The sequence below is a fragment of the Pseudomonas sp. R11-23-07 genome, from assembly GCF_003852295.1.
Taxonomy (GTDB): domain Bacteria; phylum Pseudomonadota; class Gammaproteobacteria; order Pseudomonadales; family Pseudomonadaceae; genus Aquipseudomonas.
Genome location: NZ_CP027761.1, coordinates 2,908,715 through 2,926,861, shown reverse-complemented (window position 1 = coordinate 2,926,861; position 18,147 = coordinate 2,908,715). Strand labels below are relative to the sequence as shown.

22 protein-coding genes and 1 tRNA gene are annotated in these 18,147 nt (G+C 61.1%); 7 read left to right on the top strand and 16 right to left on the bottom strand.

Annotated features, from left to right (window positions below):
* Positions 1–29: 29 nt before the first annotated feature.
* Positions 30–116 (bottom strand) — tRNA-Leu (locus C4J84_RS13280).
* A 224-nt stretch (positions 117–340) separates the two neighbouring features.
* Here C4J84_RS13280 and C4J84_RS13275 point away from each other — a divergent pair.
* Positions 341–817 (top strand): hypothetical protein, encoded by a 477-nt coding sequence (locus C4J84_RS13275; protein WP_124370811.1) that lies wholly within the window; start codon positions 341–343, stop codon positions 815–817.
* A 10-nt stretch (positions 818–827) separates the two neighbouring features.
* Here the strand turns inward: C4J84_RS13275 and C4J84_RS13270 are convergent, their stop codons facing one another.
* Positions 828–1,355: a DinB family protein gene (locus C4J84_RS13270; protein ID WP_124370810.1), complete on the bottom strand. Its 528-nt coding sequence runs from the start codon at positions 1,353–1,355 to the stop codon at positions 828–830.
* A gap of 125 nt (positions 1,356–1,480) precedes the next feature.
* Between C4J84_RS13270 and C4J84_RS13265 the strand changes: the two genes are divergently transcribed.
* The gene (locus C4J84_RS13265; RefSeq protein ID WP_124370809.1) at positions 1,481–2,179 is read left to right on the top strand and encodes a tellurite resistance TerB family protein; all 699 of its coding nucleotides are present in this window, start codon (positions 1,481–1,483) and stop codon (positions 2,177–2,179) included.
* Positions 2,180–2,204: 25 nt separating this feature from the next.
* Here C4J84_RS13265 and C4J84_RS13260 read toward each other — a convergent pair whose 3' ends face one another.
* From C4J84_RS13260 to ltrA, 4 genes are all read right to left on the bottom strand, one after another.
* Positions 2,205–2,816, bottom strand: coding sequence for a LysE family transporter (locus C4J84_RS13260; RefSeq protein WP_124370808.1), 612 nt, complete (start codon positions 2,814–2,816; stop codon positions 2,205–2,207).
* 67 nt (positions 2,817–2,883) lie between these two features.
* On the bottom strand, positions 2,884–4,167 hold the full coding sequence (locus C4J84_RS13255) for an arsenic transporter (protein ID WP_124435529.1): 1,284 nt from the start codon (positions 4,165–4,167) through the stop codon (positions 2,884–2,886).
* 19 nt (positions 4,168–4,186) lie between these two features.
* Positions 4,187–4,387, bottom strand: a complete 201-nt coding sequence (locus C4J84_RS13250; RefSeq protein ID WP_124370806.1) for a helix-turn-helix transcriptional regulator — start codon at positions 4,385–4,387, stop codon at positions 4,187–4,189.
* Between the two features lie 417 nt (positions 4,388–4,804).
* The gene (gene ltrA / locus C4J84_RS13240) at positions 4,805–6,172 is read right to left on the bottom strand and encodes a group II intron reverse transcriptase/maturase (protein ID WP_124370008.1); all 1,368 of its coding nucleotides are present in this window, start codon (positions 6,170–6,172) and stop codon (positions 4,805–4,807) included.
* 772 nt (positions 6,173–6,944) lie between these two features.
* Between ltrA and C4J84_RS13230 the strand changes: the two genes are divergently transcribed.
* The 4 genes from C4J84_RS13230 (at position 6,945) to C4J84_RS13215 (ending at position 8,761) form a co-directional block, all read left to right on the top strand.
* Positions 6,945–7,160, top strand: a complete 216-nt coding sequence (locus tag C4J84_RS13230) for a hypothetical protein (RefSeq protein WP_046068240.1) — start codon at positions 6,945–6,947, stop codon at positions 7,158–7,160.
* Positions 7,161–7,231: 71 nt separating this feature from the next.
* On the top strand, positions 7,232–7,927 hold the full coding sequence (locus C4J84_RS13225) for an AzlC family ABC transporter permease (protein ID WP_124435527.1): 696 nt from the start codon (positions 7,232–7,234) through the stop codon (positions 7,925–7,927).
* Positions 7,924–8,235 carry an AzlD domain-containing protein gene (locus C4J84_RS13220; RefSeq protein ID WP_124435526.1) on the top strand — a complete coding sequence of 104 codons (312 nt, stop codon included), beginning with the start codon at positions 7,924–7,926 and terminating at the stop codon, positions 8,233–8,235. The genes C4J84_RS13225 and C4J84_RS13220 overlap by 4 nt, the downstream gene beginning before the upstream one ends.
* Positions 8,236–8,407: 172 nt before the next feature.
* Positions 8,408–8,761 (top strand): hypothetical protein, encoded by a 354-nt coding sequence (locus C4J84_RS13215; RefSeq protein ID WP_124362984.1) that lies wholly within the window; start codon positions 8,408–8,410, stop codon positions 8,759–8,761.
* Positions 8,762–8,882: 121 nt separating this feature from the next.
* On the opposite strand, the gene C4J84_RS13210 is transcribed toward C4J84_RS13215, so the two are convergent.
* The 10 genes from C4J84_RS13210 to C4J84_RS13170 form a co-directional block, all read right to left on the bottom strand.
* Positions 8,883–9,587, bottom strand: coding sequence for a YoaK family protein (locus C4J84_RS13210; protein ID WP_124429686.1), 705 nt, complete (start codon positions 9,585–9,587; stop codon positions 8,883–8,885).
* 64 nt (positions 9,588–9,651) lie between these two features.
* A complete protein-coding gene (locus C4J84_RS13205) occupies positions 9,652–11,286 on the bottom strand; it encodes an ATP-binding cassette domain-containing protein (protein ID WP_124435525.1) in 1,635 nt (544 codons plus the stop codon).
* Between the two features lie 125 nt (positions 11,287–11,411).
* Positions 11,412–12,461 carry a DNA topoisomerase IB gene (locus C4J84_RS13200; protein WP_124370803.1) on the bottom strand — a complete coding sequence of 350 codons (1,050 nt, stop codon included), beginning with the start codon at positions 12,459–12,461 and terminating at the stop codon, positions 11,412–11,414.
* A 75-nt stretch (positions 12,462–12,536) separates the two neighbouring features.
* Positions 12,537–13,616 (bottom strand): molybdenum ABC transporter ATP-binding protein, encoded by a 1,080-nt coding sequence (gene modC, locus C4J84_RS13195; RefSeq protein ID WP_124435524.1) that lies wholly within the window; start codon positions 13,614–13,616, stop codon positions 12,537–12,539.
* Between the two features lie 5 nt (positions 13,617–13,621).
* A complete protein-coding gene (gene modB / locus C4J84_RS13190; RefSeq protein ID WP_124435523.1) occupies positions 13,622–14,302 on the bottom strand; it encodes a molybdate ABC transporter permease subunit in 681 nt (226 codons plus the stop codon).
* Complete coding sequence (modA, locus tag C4J84_RS13185) at positions 14,303–15,055, bottom strand: molybdate ABC transporter substrate-binding protein (RefSeq protein WP_124435522.1); 753 nt, start codon at positions 15,053–15,055, stop codon at positions 14,303–14,305.
* Between the two features lie 105 nt (positions 15,056–15,160).
* Positions 15,161–16,219, bottom strand: a complete 1,059-nt coding sequence (locus C4J84_RS13180; protein ID WP_124435521.1) for a nitronate monooxygenase family protein — start codon at positions 16,217–16,219, stop codon at positions 15,161–15,163.
* A 133-nt stretch (positions 16,220–16,352) separates the two neighbouring features.
* Positions 16,353–17,018: a DNA oxidative demethylase AlkB gene (alkB, locus tag C4J84_RS13175; RefSeq protein WP_124435520.1), complete on the bottom strand. Its 666-nt coding sequence runs from the start codon at positions 17,016–17,018 to the stop codon at positions 16,353–16,355.
* A gap of 3 nt (positions 17,019–17,021) precedes the next feature.
* Positions 17,022–17,189 carry a hypothetical protein gene (locus C4J84_RS26280; RefSeq protein WP_164484542.1) on the bottom strand — a complete coding sequence of 56 codons (168 nt, stop codon included), beginning with the start codon at positions 17,187–17,189 and terminating at the stop codon, positions 17,022–17,024.
* A 25-nt stretch (positions 17,190–17,214) separates the two neighbouring features.
* A complete protein-coding gene (locus C4J84_RS13170) occupies positions 17,215–17,517 on the bottom strand; it encodes a DUF1883 domain-containing protein (RefSeq protein WP_124362975.1) in 303 nt (100 codons plus the stop codon).
* Positions 17,518–17,729: 212 nt separating this feature from the next.
* Here C4J84_RS13170 and C4J84_RS13165 point away from each other — a divergent pair, with 212 nt between their 5' ends.
* The gene (locus C4J84_RS13165; RefSeq protein WP_034119649.1) at positions 17,730–18,080 is read left to right on the top strand and encodes a hypothetical protein; all 351 of its coding nucleotides are present in this window, start codon (positions 17,730–17,732) and stop codon (positions 18,078–18,080) included.
* The last annotated feature ends 67 nt before the right edge of the window (positions 18,081–18,147 follow it).

The window sequence follows — 18,147 nt, the reverse complement described above, 5'->3', positions numbered from 1 at the left end:
AGGTTTCCCCGGCAAGCCCTTGATATCTATGGTGCCCGAACCCGGAATCGAACCGGGACGCCCTTACGAGCGGGGGATTTTAAGTCCCATGCGTCTACCAGTTTCGCCATTCGGGCGGTAGCGCGGTGCAGCAGGGTTGCGAATATATAGATCCAGCGGCTTCGGCGCAACCTCGATGCACGCTTTCCTGCACAAACAGTTATCCGAAAAAACCTGCCAGATCAGTGATCTACGCAGCCTTCCAGATTATTCCCATGGCATGGGCCCAACCCAGGAACAAGCTCTACAAATGACAGTCATAGCGATATGCCACCCCGGCAGTTCGTTAGGGAGTCAGTTGATGCGCAAGGTCCGTATGCATTCTTGGATGATGGCTGCAGGCATGGTTGGTTTTTTGAGCGCTGCGATAATCGCCCCGGCGCAGGCTGCGACTGCGGTGCAGTGGGGTGACCGCAGAGCGCGGTCGGAAGACCCGCTGACCGCTGCTACATTGGGGCCGGGTACCGCGTTAGTGTTGAATCCGTCGAGTATCAAAGTCGGGGATATTGAGGAGCTTAAAGAGGCGCGAAAACTTACCGCCAGCGAACTGAAAAGCCTCAAAAGTAAAGTAGAGGATCAGGACCGCGCCTTCGACGAATTCAAGCGCAAGGATGGCTCCAGCACCGGTAGCAATGAGAGTCAGCTTGCCAGCCTCAAGCGTGCATTGGACGAGCAGAAGAGCACTATCGATCGGCAGAAAAGCGAGATCGAGGGCTTAAAGCGCAGCCTGGATGATTTGAAGCGCAGTGTGGAGACGCTGAGCAGCAAGGTGAAATGATCAGTCGCGCTCAGTCAAACAACGCCAGTAGATCAGTATCGCCCACATCCACCCCGGCCTGGCTCAACAGCGTGGTCACTTGGCCACGATGATGTGTCTGGTGATTGAAAAAATGCGCTACCAAGCCGAAGAACACCTTCTCCGCCGCTGCCCCGTGCATGGTGTGGTAGCGCAAACGCAGGTCCAGGTCGGTTTCCCGCAGGCTGTCGGCCCAATTGAGGATCAATTGATCCAGCCAGGCACGCTGGGCCGAGAGTTCGCGTATGTCTGCGAACGCCAACTGCCTCAGGTCGACGGGTGTGGCGACGGTGCTCAGGGGTAGCAACGCGGAAAAGCCTGCAGGGTGCTCGGCAAAGCGCTTGAGCCAGACCGTGTCGCCCAGCACCAGGTGATTCAGGGTGCCGAGGATCGAGCCGAAAAACGCTTGTCGGTTCGCAACCAACGCCGCGTCTGTCAGCTTGCCGGCGGCTTCGTAGACCTTGCGATTCATCCATTGGTTGTGGCTGGCCATCAACCTGATGTGCTCAATGCGGTTCACCGATGCGTCCTCTCGAATGGCGGAGTGGCGCCATCATAAAGCTTGCCCGCCCGGCGGTCATGGTGTTCCATCAGCGGCGGACTAAGGTTGATTTAACGCCACTATGCGCCCTGGAGGGCGACACCATGAATACCAGCGATCTACTGGAACAACTGTTGCGCGGCGCAGGGCAGGGCGGTGCTTCTTCGAGCGGCGGGTTGGGCGGTCTGCTTGGCGGTCTGCTCAAAGGCACCAGCGCCGGCAATGCTTCGGCCGGCGGCGGCCTGGGTGGACTATTGGGTGGGCTGGGGGGCATGTTGGGCGGTGGCGCCGCAACGCGCCCGGCGCAAGGGCGCGCCGGTGGTATGAACTATGCCGCGTTGGCTTCTCTGGGGATGATGGCCTACAAGGCGTATCAGGCCTGGCAGAGCCAACAGGCGAGCCAGCCGCAGCAGGCCTTCCGGACGGCCGATCAGCTGTCGGGCGCGCAAATCGAAGCGCACAGCCACGCCGTGTTGCGCGCACTGATCGCTGCCGCCAAGGCCGATGGCCGGATCGATGCGGAAGAGCAGCAGTTGATCTCCGATGAGCTGGGCAAGCATACCGACGACCCGCAATTGCAGCAGTGGCTCGACGCTGAAGTCGCCAAGCCTCTGGATGCGGCAGATTTCGCCGAGTTCGCCAGCGACCCGGCGCTTGCGGCCGAGGTGTATCTGGCCAGCGTCATGTTGGTGGATGACCAGCAGGACGCAGAGCGCAATTACCTGGACGATTTAGCCGCTCAGTTGCAAATCGATGCGCAGTTGCAAGTGCAGTTGGAGCACCAAGCCAAGGCCAAGGCCTGAAACCTCACCGTCGCGCCCCGGCCTGTTAAATACCCTGCGCCGCGAGAATGGCCAGATAAATCAATACCAGGCCACAGGCGCCATAGCTGATGCGTTGCCAAGTTGGCGAAGCATTCTTGCGCAGCACGTTGACCAGCGCGGCAGTCAGAAAGCATGACAGCACCGACGCCAGCATGAAGCCGGCAAAAAACATCAGGGTTTGCCCATGGCTCGGGGTGGTGCCGACGATGCCCGACAACGCGCTGCCCAGGGCGCCCCAGTAGACGATGTTCTTCGGATTGGCCAGGGAGATCGCTGCGCCCACCGCAAGGGCGTTTTTCCCGGAGCTGGCGGGTGCACCCTCGACGTGCGGTAACTGCCACGCATCCATCAGGCTGCGAATGCCCAGCCAGGCCAGGTACAGCGCGCAGACCACCGTCAGCGGCACGCGCACCGCGTCATGCTGGATCAGCAGCGCGATGCCAGTCAGCCCGATCACCGCCCAGACCGCATCGCCCACCAACGAGCCGATCTGCACCAACAGAGCCGGAGTGAAACCGTAGAGCAAGCCACGGCGCAGGGTTTCAGCGAGCACCGCGCCGGGAGACAGGCAAAACACAAAACCGAAAACCAGCGCATAGAAAAAGATCGTCAGCATGCCCGCGTCCTTTCGAGAAAGTGCGAGAGCATACGTCAGTGTCGAGATGAATGAACACCGCGTCTCTTTACACGCTCAGGCGCAAGGCCAGGGCGGCGAGGGTGATCAACAGCACCGGCACGGTCAGCACAATCCCGACCTTGAAGTAGTAACCCCAGGTGATGGTGATGCCTTTGCGCGCCAGAATATGTAGCCACAGCAAGGTCGCCAGGCTGCCGATAGGGGTGATTTTCGGGCCCAGGTCGCTGCCGATCACGTTGGCGTAGATCATCGCATCCTTGACCACGCCCACGGCATGGCTCGACTCGATGGACAGCGCGCCGATCAACACCGTTGGCAGGTTGTTCATCGCCGAGGACAACAGCGCGGTGAGCACGCCGGTGCCCATGGCCGCGCCCCACACCCCGTAGTTGGCGAAGGTGTCGAGCCAGGTGGCCAGGTAGTCGGTCAGGCCGGCGTTACGCAAGCCATAGACCACCAGGTACATCCCCAGGGAAAAGACCACGATCTGCCACGGTGCGTCTTTCAGCACCTTGCGTGTGGAGATCGTGTGGCCCTTGGCCGCGATCACCAGCAACAGCACCGCGCATACTGCGGAAATCGCACTGATGGGAATGCCCAGCGGTTCCAGCGCGAAGCAGCCCACCAGCAAAATACCCAGCACCCACCAGCCGGCGCGAAAGGTCGCACGGTCGTGAATGGTACTGGCGGGTTGTTCCAGGTCGGCGGGGTCGTAAGACTGCGGAATATCGCGACGGAAAAACCATAGCAGCACGGCCAGGGTCGCGGCGACGCTGACCAGGTTCACCGGCACCATCACGGCGGCGTATTCATTGAAGCCGATCTTGAAATAGTCCGCCGAGACGATATTCACCAGGTTCGACACCACCAGCGGCAGGCTTGCCGTGTCGGCGATAAAGCCCGCGCCCATGACGAATGCCAGCGTCGCCGCCGGCGAAAAGCGCAGGGCCAACAGCATCGACATCACAATCGGGGTGAGGATCAACGCCGCGCCGTCGTTGGCGAACAACGCCGACACCAGTGCGCCCAGCAGCACCATATAGGCAAACAATCGCCGGCCCCGGCCACGCCCCCAGCGCGCCACATGCAGCGCGGTCCAGGCAAAGAACCCGGCTTCATCCAGCAACAGGCTGATGATGATCAACGCGACAAAGGTGCCGGTGGCATTCCAGATGATGTGCCACACCACCGGAATATCCGCCAGGCTGATCACCCCGCAGGCCAGGGCCAGGATCGCGCCCAGGGAGGCGCTCCAGCCGACGCCCAGGCCCCTGGGCTGCCAGATGACCAGCACGATGGTGATGATGAAAATAGCAATTGCGACAAGCATGAATAAACGCTCCGATGGCTCAGCAACTGCTGGCCTGTTGTGATCTGTCGCCCATTGCATCCAGACGCCGCGCGTCGTTTTGCAACCCTGGCGGGCTGTCATCCAAGGCATGGATCAGTTCGCCCACGTAAAGTTCGCCTTTGCGCAGGATCAATCGCATCAACTGTGCTCGGGTGGCGTTGGCCAGGCATTTAAACAGGGTCGGGGCCGATCTATCCATGGCGTTTGCATATCTGCGGCTTCGCACAGGCGGCGTAGGTATCTACACAACGTTGTAGCAGCCAACCGTTACCACGATGCGAAGCGAGCCGTTCTTGATCTTGCTCTTGATCCTGCTCTTGATCTGAGGCGCCCCGTTAAACCACGCTGGCCGGAATCCGATAGTGATTTGGGGGGTAAACCGGCAGGGATGCCGGTTTAGCCGCCCCGCGCCATGGATGGCGCGTGGCGGCGGCCCCCCAAATCACTGTCGGATTACGGGCACACCGAGCCTAAGCGAGGTGCCGAGTGGTGGGGCAAGAGCCCTTTGGTTACTTTGGGGCTCTTTTCCAATCGGCATAGGGGGCGGCCATCTGGCCGCTCCCCTGCCACACCACCCGGCATGCGGGTCCGCACCGGGCGGTTCGAGAAGTTCAGGTTAACTGAGGCGGGGAAGCCCCAGCCGATCAAACCACGCGACCGTCAGAACGCTATGAATCAGCCCGGCGCTGTTGTGCCAGATCCTGTGGCTATCCACCGCTATTTGCGCAGCTAGATCCGGGGTCGCCCCCATCCTGCACAGCTCACGATAGGTCGTCCTGCCGGTCTTCCACTGCTTGAGCTGGATTGCCCTGAGTCTTCGACGTATCCATCCATCCAGCCGTTTCCACATCGCTATGGTTTGCGACAGGCAGAAATACGCCTTCCAGCCCAGTAGGTACGGCCTCAATCTTCCAATGACCTGCTCCAGGCTTCGACCGCCGTTACGCGAAGTCAATTCCCGGATGCGTTGTTTGAAAGCCTGGAGTGCCTTGTTTGTTGCCCAGCGCCTGATCTTTCCGTCGGGTGTCAGCCAGAAGCCGTACCCAAGGAATTTTCGACCGAACACACTGGCAACTGCGCTCTTGCCTTCGTTCATGCGCAACCCAAGGCGACCGTAGAGGCGTTGGAGCACTGCCATCACCCGCAGGCCGGCTTTGGGGCTGCGTACATAAACATTGGCATCGTCCGCATACCTGACGAAGCAATGACCTCTTCGTTCCAGTTCCTTGTCCACTTCATCCAGCACCACATTCGCCAACAGCGGTGAAAGCGGGCCGCCTTGCGGCGTCCCCTGCCTGTTGATCACTACGTCTTTTCCGATCAACGTCCCGCAGTTCAGGTAGGCCCGGATCAGGCACAGTACGCCCCGATCAGTCACCCTCCTGCTCAGTCGGGCGATCAGCAGGTCATGGTTGACGCAATCGAAAAACTGCTCGATATCGACATCCACCACAACCTGACGCCCCGAATGGATATATTGCTGCGCCGCCAGAACGGCCTGGTGAGCGCTGCGCCCCGGACGAAAGCCGTAGCTGTGTTCACTGAAACCAGGATCCAGCAACGGCTGGAGAACCTGCAATAGTGCCTGCTGAATGAGTCTGTCCGTGACCGTCGGGATGCCAAGCTTGCGCTCGCCACCATCCGGTTTCGGGATCAGGACCCTGCGCACGGGAGCAGGCCGGTATTCACCTGCCAGTAACTGGCTGCGTATTCCCGGCCATGCCGTTTTCAGGTGTTGCACGGTTTCGTCGATCGTCAGACCGTCCACACCCGCAACACCTTTGTTAGAACGCACCCGTTTGAGGGCAAGCAGTAAGTTTTCTTTGCTAAGGGCTGCTTGTAGCAGCCCCTCTCCTGTGGGGTTTGGATCATGTCGCGGACAGCCAGCTTCAACGCTGGACGCGCAGCTTGGAGATTCACCCTTCGCCGTCGCTTCCCGCCCCGGTTGCCCGGGCATCTGTTGCATGGCCTGCTGTATCGTCATGTCAAACCGCTTTTCTTCTCGTTTGGTCCTTCACTGCCAAGCAGCTACTACGACCTCTGCTGACTTCTCGCTCCGGCTCACACCGTCGCCCTTTCAGGCATGAGGCGAGATCTCCCCGGGTAAGAACGCCATCCTTCACCTCACAACCGCCGCATTTACGTATCCGGCCTTTAGGCCACAAGAGCTTCGCAGGCACTTGGCTGCTCGCCCTGACCGAATCCGCCTCAGATGCGATTCGTGTACCTCGGCTCGAGGTTTATGCTCCACGCTTCCTCCCCACAGTCGGTCACCCTTCTGCAGTTGCGCTTCGCTTCGTTCGCTGTGGCCAGCTTACGAGAGGACTTTCACCTCCAAGATGGCGCCCATGCCGGGCGCACAAGTGACCCGCCGTCAGGGCGGAACCCTAAGCCGCCGTTACCGCAGCAACGGATATGTACTCGCTCTGATCCAGCATCTCGGTCGGCTGTCAGGCCGCCATCGGGGGCAAGTCGAATCGTCGCACCGCCCCTCCCACATTTTGGTCGCGGGGCATCAGTTTAGGCATTCGTCGCCTGCCGAGACGTCACGGGAGCAAGCTCCCTGGCCACGCGTTCTGGGTCACGCCAAAGTTATGTAGATACCCGTGCTCAAACGGATAAGCCTCAATGTAAGCCAAATCCTGATTTCGTTTGACGTGGATCAACTGCCTTCTAATCAGCCACAAGTGATTGAAATTAAACTGAAACACGAATGTCCTAAAGTGCCGCCCATTGCTGATGAAGGAAGAGACCGCGTGACCCGAGCCACTCGTAACCTGCGCAAGACCCTGGATTCCGTTGCGGAAAATAACGAAACCGCCGCGTTCGACCTGATGCGTGCCGTCGAAAAACTCGGCGATGAGGTGCTGCGCCAGCGCCTGCTCAACACCATTCACCGGTTGAACCAGGACGCCTACGAACTGCGCGAAGCGCGCGACTCGGTGGAGCTGGTGTCGGTAAAACTGGCCTGAGCAAGATCGTTCAAGACAAGTGCCTGGGCGCGCTGGCATGCTTGCCGACTGTCTGTCGATGAGCCCCCTCCATGCCTACTGCCCTCCCTCATGACGCGTTCACGCGTGGCGCAATCGCCGTTATTCCGTTATCCCTGGCCTGTGCCCCCTGGGGCTTGCTCACCGGCTCAATGGCAATCGATGCGCAGTTCACCCCGCTGCAAGCCCAAGGGTTGTCCGCCATCGTGTTCGCCGGTGCCGCTCAGTTGGTGGCGATCGGCATGGTCAAAAGCGGCGCGAGCCTGATCTCCATCGTGCTGACCACCTTGCTGCTGACCTCCCAGCACTTGCTCTACGGCATGCACATGCGTCCGACGCTGTCCTCGCTCAACACCCGCTGGCGCATGAGCCTGGGCTTTCTGTTGACCGACGAGTTCTTTGCCCTGGTCAACCACTATGACCGCCAGACCTTCAATCGCTGGTATGCCCTGGGTGTCGGCCTGACGTTCTATATCATCTGGAACCTGTTTACCCTGGCCGGCATCGTCCTGGGCAAAAGCATTCCCGGCCTGGACCAGTTGGGGCTGGAGTTTTCGATTGCCGCAACCTTTATCGCCCTGATCACGCCGGTAGTGCGCGACGTGCCGACGGTGGTCTGCGTTGCCGTCTCGCTGTTGTGCTCGGTGTGGCTGAGTTACCTGCACTGGGAATCGGCGGTGGTGGTCTCGGGGGTGTTGGGAATGAGCGCCGGGTTCGCCTGCAAGCGCCTGGGAGTAGGGCAGCGATGATCTATCTGATGATTGTGGCGATGGGGTTGGCGGTGTTTTTCAATCGCTACCTGTTTATCGAACCGCGCCTGCCGGTGCGGCTCAATCGGGGGGCGCGTGAGTTCCTCGGGTTCGCCGTGCCGGGCATGCTCACCGCGATTTGCGGGCCGATTATTTTCATCAAAGACCACCAGCTCAACCTGAGCCCGAGCAACCCCTATTTGCTGGCTGGCATCTGCGCCGTGGCGCTGATGATTTGGACGCGCAGCGTGCTGATCACGGTGTTGTCGAGCATGGTGTTGTTCTATCTGTTGCGCTGGTGGTTGTGAGCCGCAGGCGAAAAAAAGCCCGCGGGAGGGCGGGCAGAAGGAGGACTTCTTGAAAATGAGCCTGGCCACTATAAGCGGCCGGTTTTGCCTGCACAGTGAAACAAAATTCATGGGCGCGTCAGTTGGCGGCGGCGCAATGGTAGAGTCACGGTTTTTCCAGGGAAGCACGAGCATGCATAAAGCGGTGATAGGCGCATTGGTACTGGCAGCACTGGCCGGTTGCGCGGGTTCGAAGATGAAAGAGGCGCGCGCGGGCAGCCCTTACAAGACCATGGCCTCGGATAAAGCCACCCTGGTGGTCGCCCAATGCATCCAGTACGGCTGGCAGGACGAAAGCGTGTTTGGCGTCGACGCCGGCGGCTTCAAGGAAGCCACCGAGGCCGGGGGTTTCACGGTGTACACCACCGGCGGTGACTATTTTGTGGATGTGCTGAGCACGGGCGCAGGTTCTACCGTCAAGTATTACGCCGCAGAAGACACGATGCCCGCCAAACGCCGTTTGGCCGCACTCGCCACTTGTCTTTAATACCTTGCCTTGGTCATATTTGGCCTATTATTCAACCGCTCGCCCGACGTAATGGCTCTTTACCGGTACACGGATGTCGAGGCTTAAACGTCGGGCGGGCAACTCCTTTCGGGGCCGCTGTTCAGCGTGGCATGAAGCCTAACTGCCAGCGTCGCGGAATCGCCAGGGTCGCCAGGCCCAATGATCCCGCCAACGCACCGCTGACCCACAGGGCGCTCAGGCCGATCTGCTGCTCCAGCAGCGCGCCGATCACGGCGCCGATAAACATCCCCGCCCAAGGTATCAGCTGCATGCGCCAGCCATTGCGGCGCTCGCCCAACAACCAGCGGCCCAGCCCGCGACCGAAACGCGACAGCGCCCCCGTGACATAGGTGAGCCCTACCGGCACCCCGTTCACTTGCTCGACGGCCGCGTTGAGCATGCCCATGGCGATAATCGCCGCTAACAGGGCGGGCAGGGTCTCGGCCCATGGCAGCAGCGCCGCGCCGCAGAGCAGCGCGCCGATGCTCAGCAACAAGGGCAGCGCGCGACGCTTGCTTACGCGGCTGACAACCACGCCCAAGGCATTGCCGACGATGAAGGTGGCAACCAGCAACAGCAACCGCCCGGTAAGGCCAAGGTCACCCGCACTGATCGCAACCGCCAGGCGCGTGGTGTTGCCGCTCATGAACGAGACAAAATCGCCGCTGGCCATGAAACCAATGGCATCGGTCATGCCTGCCAGTACCGACAAACCGGCCACCAGCATCAAGCCCACACGCCCACGCCAGCGCTGTCGATGGGCGAGCGCGGCGTTGGTGTAAGGCTTGGCGGGCGAAGGCAGCATAGGGCTTTCCAGTGAAGTTATTCGGCCACTACCCTAGGGCGCTTTGCGTGTGCGCGCAATCACCTCACACCGGCTCCAGGCGCCAGCCCGTGCTATGCCAGCTCAAGTAATGGCTGGGCTCGGTCGCCTGCAGGAAGGCTTCATCGTGGGACACCACCAGCAATGCCCCGGTGAAACCTTCCAAGGCCTGTTCAAAGGCAATCACCGTCTCCAGGTCGAGGTGGTTGGTCGGCTCATCCAACAGCAACAGTTGCGCCGGCACGCCGCGCCACAAAGCGATCGCCATCGCCGCTTTCAACCGCTCGCCACCGCTGAGTTGACCTGCCGGCTGGGTCACCCGCGAGGCATCCAGTTGCAGCAAGGCCAGACGCGTGCGCAGTTCGGCTTCGACCAGCGGCGTATCGAGCAGGTTGAGCTGTTCGACGACAGTGCGCTGGTCATCCAGCAGCGTCAGGTGCTGGTCGATATACGCGCAGGGCAGCGCCACCGTGCACGTCCCACTGAGCGCTTGCCATTGCCCGGCAAGCAGCTTGAGCAGGGTGGATTTGCCGCAACCGTTCGGCCCGCGCACAGCCACCCGCATGGGGCCGGTCAGGTCAAGCGTCAGAAAGGTGGAAGGTGCCTGCGGATCCAGCCAGGGCAACTGTGCCTGTTGCAGGCTCAGAACCTGGCGGCCGTTGGGCACCGCCGCACCCGGCAAGGCCAACAAGGTCGGCGTCTCATCCACCACGCGCTCGTAAGCTTGGCGCACCTGCGCATTGAGGGTGTCTTTTTGATCATGATGGGCGCTGCCCAGGGTGCTGACGATTTGCGTGGCCGCGCTTTTCCATCGTGCCTTGGTAAACCGGTCGACGTTGGCGGTCGCTGCATATTGGCGTGCACGCGCCGCATTGCGCTGCAGGTTGTCATGGTCTTTTTGCAAGCGTCGACGTTCGCGGCTGCGCTGTTCGCGGGCGTGTTCCCACGCCGCGATAGCCGCCTGCCGTTGTGTGTCGCGTTGCTGAAGATAGGCATTGTAGTTGCCGCCATACACCTGCGCACCCAGGGGCGACAGTTCGATGATCCGGCCCATGGCGTTGAGCAATTGGCGATCATGGCTGACCACCACCAGGCCACCGCGCCATTGCGCTAATTGCTGCAGCAGCCAAACGCGCCCGAGGCTGTCGAGGTGGTTGCTGGGTTCGTCGAGGATCAGTAACGGCGGCGCCGCCAACAATGCGCCGATCAGCGCCACCTTGGCCAATTGGCCACCACTGAGCCGGTCGGCCCGGGAAGTCGCGCTGAGCGAGGGCAGCCCCGCCGTATCCAGGGCCACGCGCAGGCGTTCGGCGAGGTCCCAGCGATCATCGATCAGTTCCAGGTCACCGGCCACGCCTGTGCCCTGGGCCATGCGTGCAAGGGCTGCCAGGCATTGGGTGGTGCCGGTGATATCGGCGACAGTCGCACCCGGCCGCACCGCCACGGTCTGGGGCACGTAAGCCACCTGGGCCGGTGCGTTCAGCGTACCTGAGGAGGGTTGCAGGATGCCGGCGATCAGTTGCGCGAGGATACTTTTGCCACGCCCGTTGCGGCCGACAATGCCGGTCGGCGTGTGGTCGATGGACAAGGTGAGGTCTTCCAGCAAGGTTTCGCCATTGGCGAACTGGAAAGACAGGTGTTGCAGGGAGACCAGTACGGGCAGCCGGTTGACGTGAGTCATCAGCACCTCCAGGAAAATGTCGAACAGGCCAACAAGCGCGCCAGGCGGGCTTGTTGCAGATACATTTTGGAAGGCTTAGTTGTTCACGTCGGCGATCGTCCCGCGATTCAGAAGGGAGGCAGAGGCTAACCCACCTTGGCTTGGCCGGGCAAGTCGGCGGCCAGTTGCTCAAGGAACATGGCCAGGGCGACTTCTTCGGCTTTCAGCCCCTTGCGCACCCGTGGCTTGGGCAGTTTCGACAACTCACCCAGGCTGAAATGCTCCAGCACCGCCGGGTGGATATAGCACTTGCGACACACCGCCGGCGTATTCCCCAACTGCCGGGCGACGTCCTTGACCATGGTCACCACGTGCCGTTTGGCATCGGACTCCGGTTGCCACGCCAACTCGCGCAACACCGCCAGCGCCATGGCCGTGCCGGCCCAGGTGCGATAGTCCTTGGCGGTGAAATCTTCGCCGGTCAGGCTATGCAGGTAAGCATTGACGTCCTGGGAGCTGACGGTATGGCGTTGACCGTCCTCGTCCAGATACTGGAACAGGTTCTGCCCCGGCAGCTCCATGCACCGCTTGACCACGCTGGCCAGGCGCCGGTCCTTGACGCTGATCTGATGCTCCACGCCGCTTTTGCCGCGAAACTGGAATTTTATCTCGCTGCCCTTGATGTCCACATGGCGGTTGCGCAGGGTGGTCAGGCCGTAGGATTTATTGTCGCGGGCGTACTGAGTATTGCCGACACGGATCAGCGTGGCATCGAGCAACATCACCACCGTGGCCAGCACCTTTTCGCGGGTGAAGCCGGGTTCGGCGATCTGGGCTTCCAGCTGTTTGCGCAACTTGGGCAGGGCGTTGCCGAATGCCTGCAGCCGCGCGTACTTGTCGCTGTCGCGCACTTCGCGCCAACGCGTGTGGTAACGGTACTGCTTGCGGCCACGGGCGTCGCGGCCGGTGGCTTGCAGGTGCCCCTGCGGGTCGGCGCAGATCCACACATCGGTGTAGGCGGGCGGTACCGCCAGGGCATTCAGGCGCTTGATCTCATCGGCATCGGTGATGCGCTCGCCGTCGGGGCCGAAATACTGAAACTTGCCACGCAGTTTTTTGCGGCGGATGCCGGGTTGGGTGTCGTCAACGTAATGCAGGTCGCGAGGCAGAGCGACGGGCGGCGAAGAGTCGGACATGGTGCAGGTTCCTTGGCAATGGATCAGGCCGGTATGTCTGATTGACCGCGTCGCCCTGCGGTCGTGCCAAATGGTTTAGGCCAGCACCGCCACCGCCTTGATTTGCGCCCACAGCACCTGGCCCGGCTGCACTTGTAGCTGATCCCGCGAGAACCGCGTGATGCGCGCCAGCAACGGCGTGCCACCGGCATCCAGGCGTACCAGTACATGGGCGCTGTTATCTGCGGCGACGTCCTGGATGACCGTCACCGGCAGGCGATTGAGGATGCTGCTGTGTTCCTGCGCCTGATGGCTGAGGCTGACGTCCCGCGCCTGAATTTTTACCCGCAGCTGTTTGCCCACGGCCATCGGCGTGTGGGCCACGCGTATCTGCAGCGGGCATTCGGGCAATTGCAGGGTGAGCAACTGATAGTGATCGTCGTAGGCAATCACGCTGCCCGTGACCACCACACCGGCATCGTCGCCCCGTGCCAGGGGCAGATCGAGCCGCGCCAGGGTTTCGCCGATGGGCCCGCTGGCCACCACCTTGCCGTCGCCGAGCAGGACAAGGTGGTCGGCCAGCCGCGCCACTTCGTCCTGGGCATGGCTGACGTAGAGCACCGGGATATCCAGTTCGTCGTGCAGGCGTTCGAGATAGGGCAGGATTTCATTTTTGCGCTGGCTGTCGAGGGCCGCCAGGGGTTCATCCATCAGCAGCAATCGGGGGCTGGTGAGCAACGCGCGTGCGATGCCGACGCGCTGGCGCTCACCGCCGGACAGATGCTGCGGATTGCGCTCTAGCAGGTGCGCGATGCCCAGCAACTCAGTGGCGTGGGCCATCTCCACACGCCGCTGCAAACGCGGGATGCGCTTGAGGCCAAACGCCAGATTGGCCCGCACCGACAGATGAGGGAACAGGCTCGCCTCCTGGAAGACATAACCCAAGGCGCGTTTATGCGGCGCCACGAACTGCCCGCTACGGCTGTCTTGCCAGACCTCATCGTTGATCTGCACAAATCCGTCTTCGGCGCGCTCCAGGCCAGCGATACAGCGCAGGCAGGTGGTTTTGCCGGAGCCCGACGGGCCGTACAGGGCGGTGACGCCACGGCCGGGCAGTTGCAGCTCCACGTCCAGTGCGAAGCCGGAGTATTTCAAGTGCAGACGTACTTCAATCATCGCGCTCAACTCCAGCCCATGTTGGTTTTACGGCTGGAGTAGAGCGCCAGCAGCACGAGGAATGCGAACACCACCATCGCGCCGGCCAGCCAATGGGCCTGGGCATATTCCATGGCTTCGACGTGGTCGTAGATCTGCACCGAAACCACCCGGGTCTTGTCCGGAATATTGCCGCCGATCATCAGCACCACGCCGAACTCGCCGACGGTGTGGGCGAAGCCGAGAATCGACGCCGTAATGAAGCCCGGGCGTGCCAGCGGCAGGATGACTGTGAAAAAAGTGTCCCAAGGACCGGCGCGCAAGGTCGCGGCCACTTCCAGCGGGCGCGTGCCGATGGCTGAGAACGCGTTCTGCAACGGTTGCACGACGAAGGGCATGGAGTAGATCACCGACCCTATCACCAGCCCGGCAAAGCTGAAAGTCAGGGTGCCCAGGCCGAGCCACTGGGTGAACTGGCCGAAGTAGCCATGGGGCCCCATGGACAACAGCAGGTAAAAGCCGATGACCGTCGGCGGCAACACCAATGGCAACGCAACCACGGCCCTCACCGGGCCGCGCCACCAGGAACGGGTGCGCGACAGCCACAAGGCAATCGGCGTACCGATCACCAACAGGATCACAGTGGTCAGCGACGCCAGTTTGACCGTCAACCAGATCGCGGAAAAATCGGCGCTCGTCAGCGGCATTTACAGCTCGTAACCGTAGGACTTGATCACCGCAGCGGCCTTCGGCCCTTTCAGGTAGTCAACCAGCGCCTTGGCGGCAGCACTGTCCTTGCCTTTATTGAGGATTACGGCGTCTTGTTTGATCGGGTCATGCAAGGACGACGGCACGATCCACGCCGAACCGCTGGACACTTTGCCGTCCTTATAGATCTGCGACAACGCCACAAAACCCAACTCGGCGTTACCCGTGGAGACGAATTGATAGGCCTGGGTAATGTTCTGGCCTTCGACGAGCTTGTCCTTGACCTTGTCGGTCAAGCCTTCCCTGGCCAGCACCTGGGTGGCGGCCAGGCCGTAGGGCGCGGCTTTCGGGTTGGCGATGGACAGGTGCTTGAATGCATTCTGTTTGAGCACGTCGCCATTGGCATCCACGTAGCCTTCTTTGGCCGACCACAGGGCCAAGGTGCCGACCGCATAGGTAAAGCGCGAACCCTTGACGGTATCGCCTTCGGCCTCGAGTTTTTGCGGGGTGGTGTCGTCGGCACTGAGGAACACTTCGAACGGCGCGCCGTTCTTGATCTGGGTATAGAACTGCCCGGTCGCCCCGTAGGCCGCGATCAGCGTGTGACCGGTGTCTTTTTCGAAGTCGGCGGCAATGGCCTGGATCGGCGCGGTAAAGTTGGCGGCCACGGCGACTTGCACCTCATCGGCATGGGCCGAACCCAAGACAAAGACGGCAAGCAGGGGGGCCAGGCGTGAGGCGCGGATCAACATTAAGCAACTCCTTGAGGGTGTACGGCGGGTTATCGCTATGTAGGGGAATATATAGCGGTTGCTGGCTGCCGGTACAGTGCCACGTTGCTCAAAGCGCTAATGCTGTTATTGCAGTTTGGCCAAGGTCTGCTCAGCCAGAAGGCGGGTCAGGTCATAAGTGGAACGCTCGTTGCCCAGCCGCAACGCCTGGCCGGCCCACAGGTTACTGAAGCCAGCTTCGTCCTTGGCCTTGAGCGGCATCAACGCGCCGCCGGCCCGTGGAAACGCCGGTGCAGCGGGGTTGATCGCGCCCAGCTCACGCATCACCCGATTGACAATGCCCCGCGCCGGACGGCCGGTGAACAGATTGGTGAGCGCTGTTTCGCTGGCCTGGGCATGTCGCAACGCATGATGATGGGCAGCGCTGACGCTGGCTTCGGGGGTGAAGAGATACGCCGTGCCGACCTGCACCGCCGATGCGCCCAAGGCAAAGGCCGCGACCATCCCGCGCGAGTCGGCGATACCACCGGCCGCGATCACCGGCACGCTGACGGCGTCGACGATTTGCGGCAGCAGCGCCATCAAGCCGATCTGGCTGTTGAGGTCGTCGCTGAGGAACATCCCGCGGTGCCCACCGGCTTCAATGCCCATTGCAATCACGGCGTCACAACCGTTTTCTTCCAGCCAGACCGCTTCCTCCACCGTTGTAGCCGATGACAACACCTTGGCGCCGGTGGCTTTTACCCGGGCCAGCAAGGATTTTTCCGGCAGACCGAAGTGAAAACTGACGACTTCAGGGCGGAAGGTTTCAACCACTTCACATGCCGCTTCGTTGAAGGGCGCACGATTGGATACTGGAGTCGGCGCATCAAAATCGGCGCCCAGTTCGCGGTAGTAGGGCGCAAGCAACGCTTTCCAGCGACGGTCGCGCGCTTCGTCCGCCTCGGGCGGCTGGTGGCAGAAAAAGTTGACATTGAGCGGGCGGGTGCCGGCCTGGCGAATGACGGTCAATGCTTCGCGCAGTTGCTCGATGCTCAGCGCCGCCGCAGGCATGGACCCCAGCGCACCGGCCTGACAGGCGGCGATCACCATGGCGGTAGTGGTCGCTCCCGCCATCGGGGCCTGGATGATGGGCAGCTCGATGCCCAGCAGATCGATAATGCGCGTGTCTGGCCAGGTGCTCATGGGGTGCGTCTCCAGCTTCAGTAAGGCGTTGCGCTGTTTTAGCAGGCCCCCTGGCGCCCGGCCAGTCTGTTTTATTCACTGGACGGGGGCGGTGCGTTGTGCAGCGGGTTAACGGGCGAAGCTTGCGGTCAAATCAGCCGGCGGTGCGAAAGGTCAGGTTGATGCGTTGCGGCCCCATGATCGGGTGCACGCCTTCTCGGACCGGCATCACCCCGTGGTAGCGCAGGCGATCCACGCCGCCCCAGACCACCACATCACCGTGGAACAGCGAAATCTTTTGCGCCTTGTCGCTGCGCTGGTGACCACCGAACAGAAAAATCGCTGGCAGACCGAGGGACACCGAGACCACCGGTGCATCGTAGCGCCGCTCGTTCTTGTCCTGGTGCAGGGACATTTTTGCGCCGGGCACATAACGGTTAATCAGGCAGGCATCCGGTGAGAAATCGGCGAAGCCCGCCGCGTTTGCCGCCGATATCGCCAGTTCGCGCAATGCGTCGGGCATCGCCGGCCAAGGTTGCTGGCTACGCGGATCGAGCGGGCTGTAGCGATAGCCGGACGTGTCGGTGGTCCAGCCCAGCTCGCCGCAACTGCTCAGCGCGGCCGACATGGTAAAGCCGCCGGGCGTGACCATTTGCCGAAACGGCGATTGGGCCAGGACACGCCGCAGCTCAGGCAGTAAACGCTCAATCCAGGGCAGGGCGTAGCCCCCCAGAACGTAAGACGCTTCGCCAATCTGTTCGCGCCTTGCGGGTTGTTGCAAGGCGTCATCGGCGAACAGGTCAGCAGTAGGGCCCGGCATGGCTTACAGCGCCTTGCTCACGTTTATGTCAGTAATTTCGTCGCTTGCATCGTGGATTTTCGCCAGGGCTTGTTTGGCTTCCTCAACGCTATTGCTGGTCAATTGGGCAAATTCGAAGCGACGTTCGCCGTTGAGCTTGTACTTGATGACGTATTTGGTCGTGGTGGTCACAGCTTTTTTCCTTGCGGTGTTCGGGTCAGCTCAGCTTGGTGCCGGTGCGACGAACGATGCGAATCTTGTGGGACAGCGCTGGCTTGCGGGTAACGCTGATGGCGCGGCGCGTGACCACGTCAAGGGTGATGTTCCAGAAACCGGTGCTGGGCGCAGTGATTTTTGCCGGGAATGTGTCGAATGCCCCACCGTGGTAGGTATGGCGGCCGCCGTTCTTGAAGCTGCGAAAATTCGCGTCGCTCATGAGACGAATATTACAGGTCTGCGAGCATTCGATGACGACAATGTCTCCCTCGTTGAGGTGCTCACGCTGATGGATAAATTTCATGGGGTGTCTCCAGAAGGGCTTTTTCTGAAAAATCAGAACGATACGTAGGATAAGATGGAGTTTATCAGCCCCAGCGCGTTTATTATCGGGTCGTCGTCGACGACTTCGACAATTTAAAACAGTTATTTACCGAGTTTTCAGAGATAAATCCCACATCGGCGGGAGAAATCTCCTGCGCCCGCTGTCGTAGGGTCTTTATCGGAGGTTTTAGTATGAAGTGGAGTGTGTTGGTGCTGGCCTTGGCGATAGGTGGCTGTGCTTCGGTTGCAGATATCAAGCAGACCCCACCTACGTTGGTGGTCATTTCCGGGAAAAAGCCGCAGGAATATGCTGCGTGTGTAGTGCGCAAATTGGAGGCGACACGTCGTCCACCGCAGATCGAACCCCATAAAGATGGTTTTCAAGTGATCGTGCCGCAGAAGTTCTCGGCCGATCCGTCGGCGATCTTCGAAATCGAAGACCGCTCCAGCGGCAGCAGCATCAAACTCTACGAAAGCATGTCCAACGTGCCGATCCGGCCGGGCGATGTGAAGAAAGCCGGGGAAGATTGCATTTCCGGTTAAGCCAAGGCGTATCCCCACGCACTGAACCCGATAAAAGCCCCACCCTGTAGGCACGAGCACCTTCGCT

Excerpts from the sequence above, each read along its gene's own strand:
- C4J84_RS13260 (WP_124370808.1), bottom strand. The coding sequence starts at position 2,816 with ATGCTGACGATCTTTTTCTATGCGCTGGTTTTCGGTTTTGTGTTTTGC.
- ltrA (WP_124370008.1), bottom strand. The coding sequence starts at position 6,172 with ATGACGATACAGCAGGCCATGCAACAGATGCCCGGGCAACCGGGGCGG.
- C4J84_RS13275 (WP_124370811.1), top strand. The coding sequence starts at position 341 with ATGCGCAAGGTCCGTATGCATTCTTGGATGATGGCTGCAGGCATGGTT.
- alkB (WP_124435520.1), bottom strand. The coding sequence starts at position 17,018 with ATGCCGGGCCCTACTGCTGACCTGTTCGCCGATGACGCCTTGCAACAA.
- C4J84_RS13215 (WP_124362984.1), top strand. The coding sequence starts at position 8,408 with ATGCATAAAGCGGTGATAGGCGCATTGGTACTGGCAGCACTGGCCGGT.
- C4J84_RS13180 (WP_124435521.1), bottom strand. The coding sequence starts at position 16,219 with ATGAGCACCTGGCCAGACACGCGCATTATCGATCTGCTGGGCATCGAG.
- modC (WP_124435524.1), bottom strand. The coding sequence starts at position 13,616 with ATGATTGAAGTACGTCTGCACTTGAAATACTCCGGCTTCGCACTGGAC.
- C4J84_RS13165 (WP_034119649.1), top strand. The coding sequence starts at position 17,730 with ATGAAGTGGAGTGTGTTGGTGCTGGCCTTGGCGATAGGTGGCTGTGCT.
- C4J84_RS13220 (WP_124435526.1), top strand. The coding sequence starts at position 7,924 with ATGATCTATCTGATGATTGTGGCGATGGGGTTGGCGGTGTTTTTCAAT.
- C4J84_RS13170 (WP_124362975.1), bottom strand. The coding sequence starts at position 17,517 with ATGAAATTTATCCATCAGCGTGAGCACCTCAACGAGGGAGACATTGTC.
- modB (WP_124435523.1), bottom strand. The coding sequence starts at position 14,302 with ATGCCGCTGACGAGCGCCGATTTTTCCGCGATCTGGTTGACGGTCAAA.
- C4J84_RS13265 (WP_124370809.1), top strand. The coding sequence starts at position 1,481 with ATGAATACCAGCGATCTACTGGAACAACTGTTGCGCGGCGCAGGGCAG.
- C4J84_RS13255 (WP_124435529.1), bottom strand. The coding sequence starts at position 4,167 with ATGCTTGTCGCAATTGCTATTTTCATCATCACCATCGTGCTGGTCATC.
- C4J84_RS13210 (WP_124429686.1), bottom strand. The coding sequence starts at position 9,587 with ATGCTGCCTTCGCCCGCCAAGCCTTACACCAACGCCGCGCTCGCCCAT.
- C4J84_RS13225 (WP_124435527.1), top strand. The coding sequence starts at position 7,232 with ATGCCTACTGCCCTCCCTCATGACGCGTTCACGCGTGGCGCAATCGCC.
- C4J84_RS13250 (WP_124370806.1), bottom strand. The coding sequence starts at position 4,387 with ATGGATAGATCGGCCCCGACCCTGTTTAAATGCCTGGCCAACGCCACC.
- C4J84_RS13200 (WP_124370803.1), bottom strand. The coding sequence starts at position 12,461 with ATGTCCGACTCTTCGCCGCCCGTCGCTCTGCCTCGCGACCTGCATTAC.
- modA (WP_124435522.1), bottom strand. The coding sequence starts at position 15,055 with ATGTTGATCCGCGCCTCACGCCTGGCCCCCCTGCTTGCCGTCTTTGTC.
- C4J84_RS13205 (WP_124435525.1), bottom strand. The coding sequence starts at position 11,286 with ATGACTCACGTCAACCGGCTGCCCGTACTGGTCTCCCTGCAACACCTG.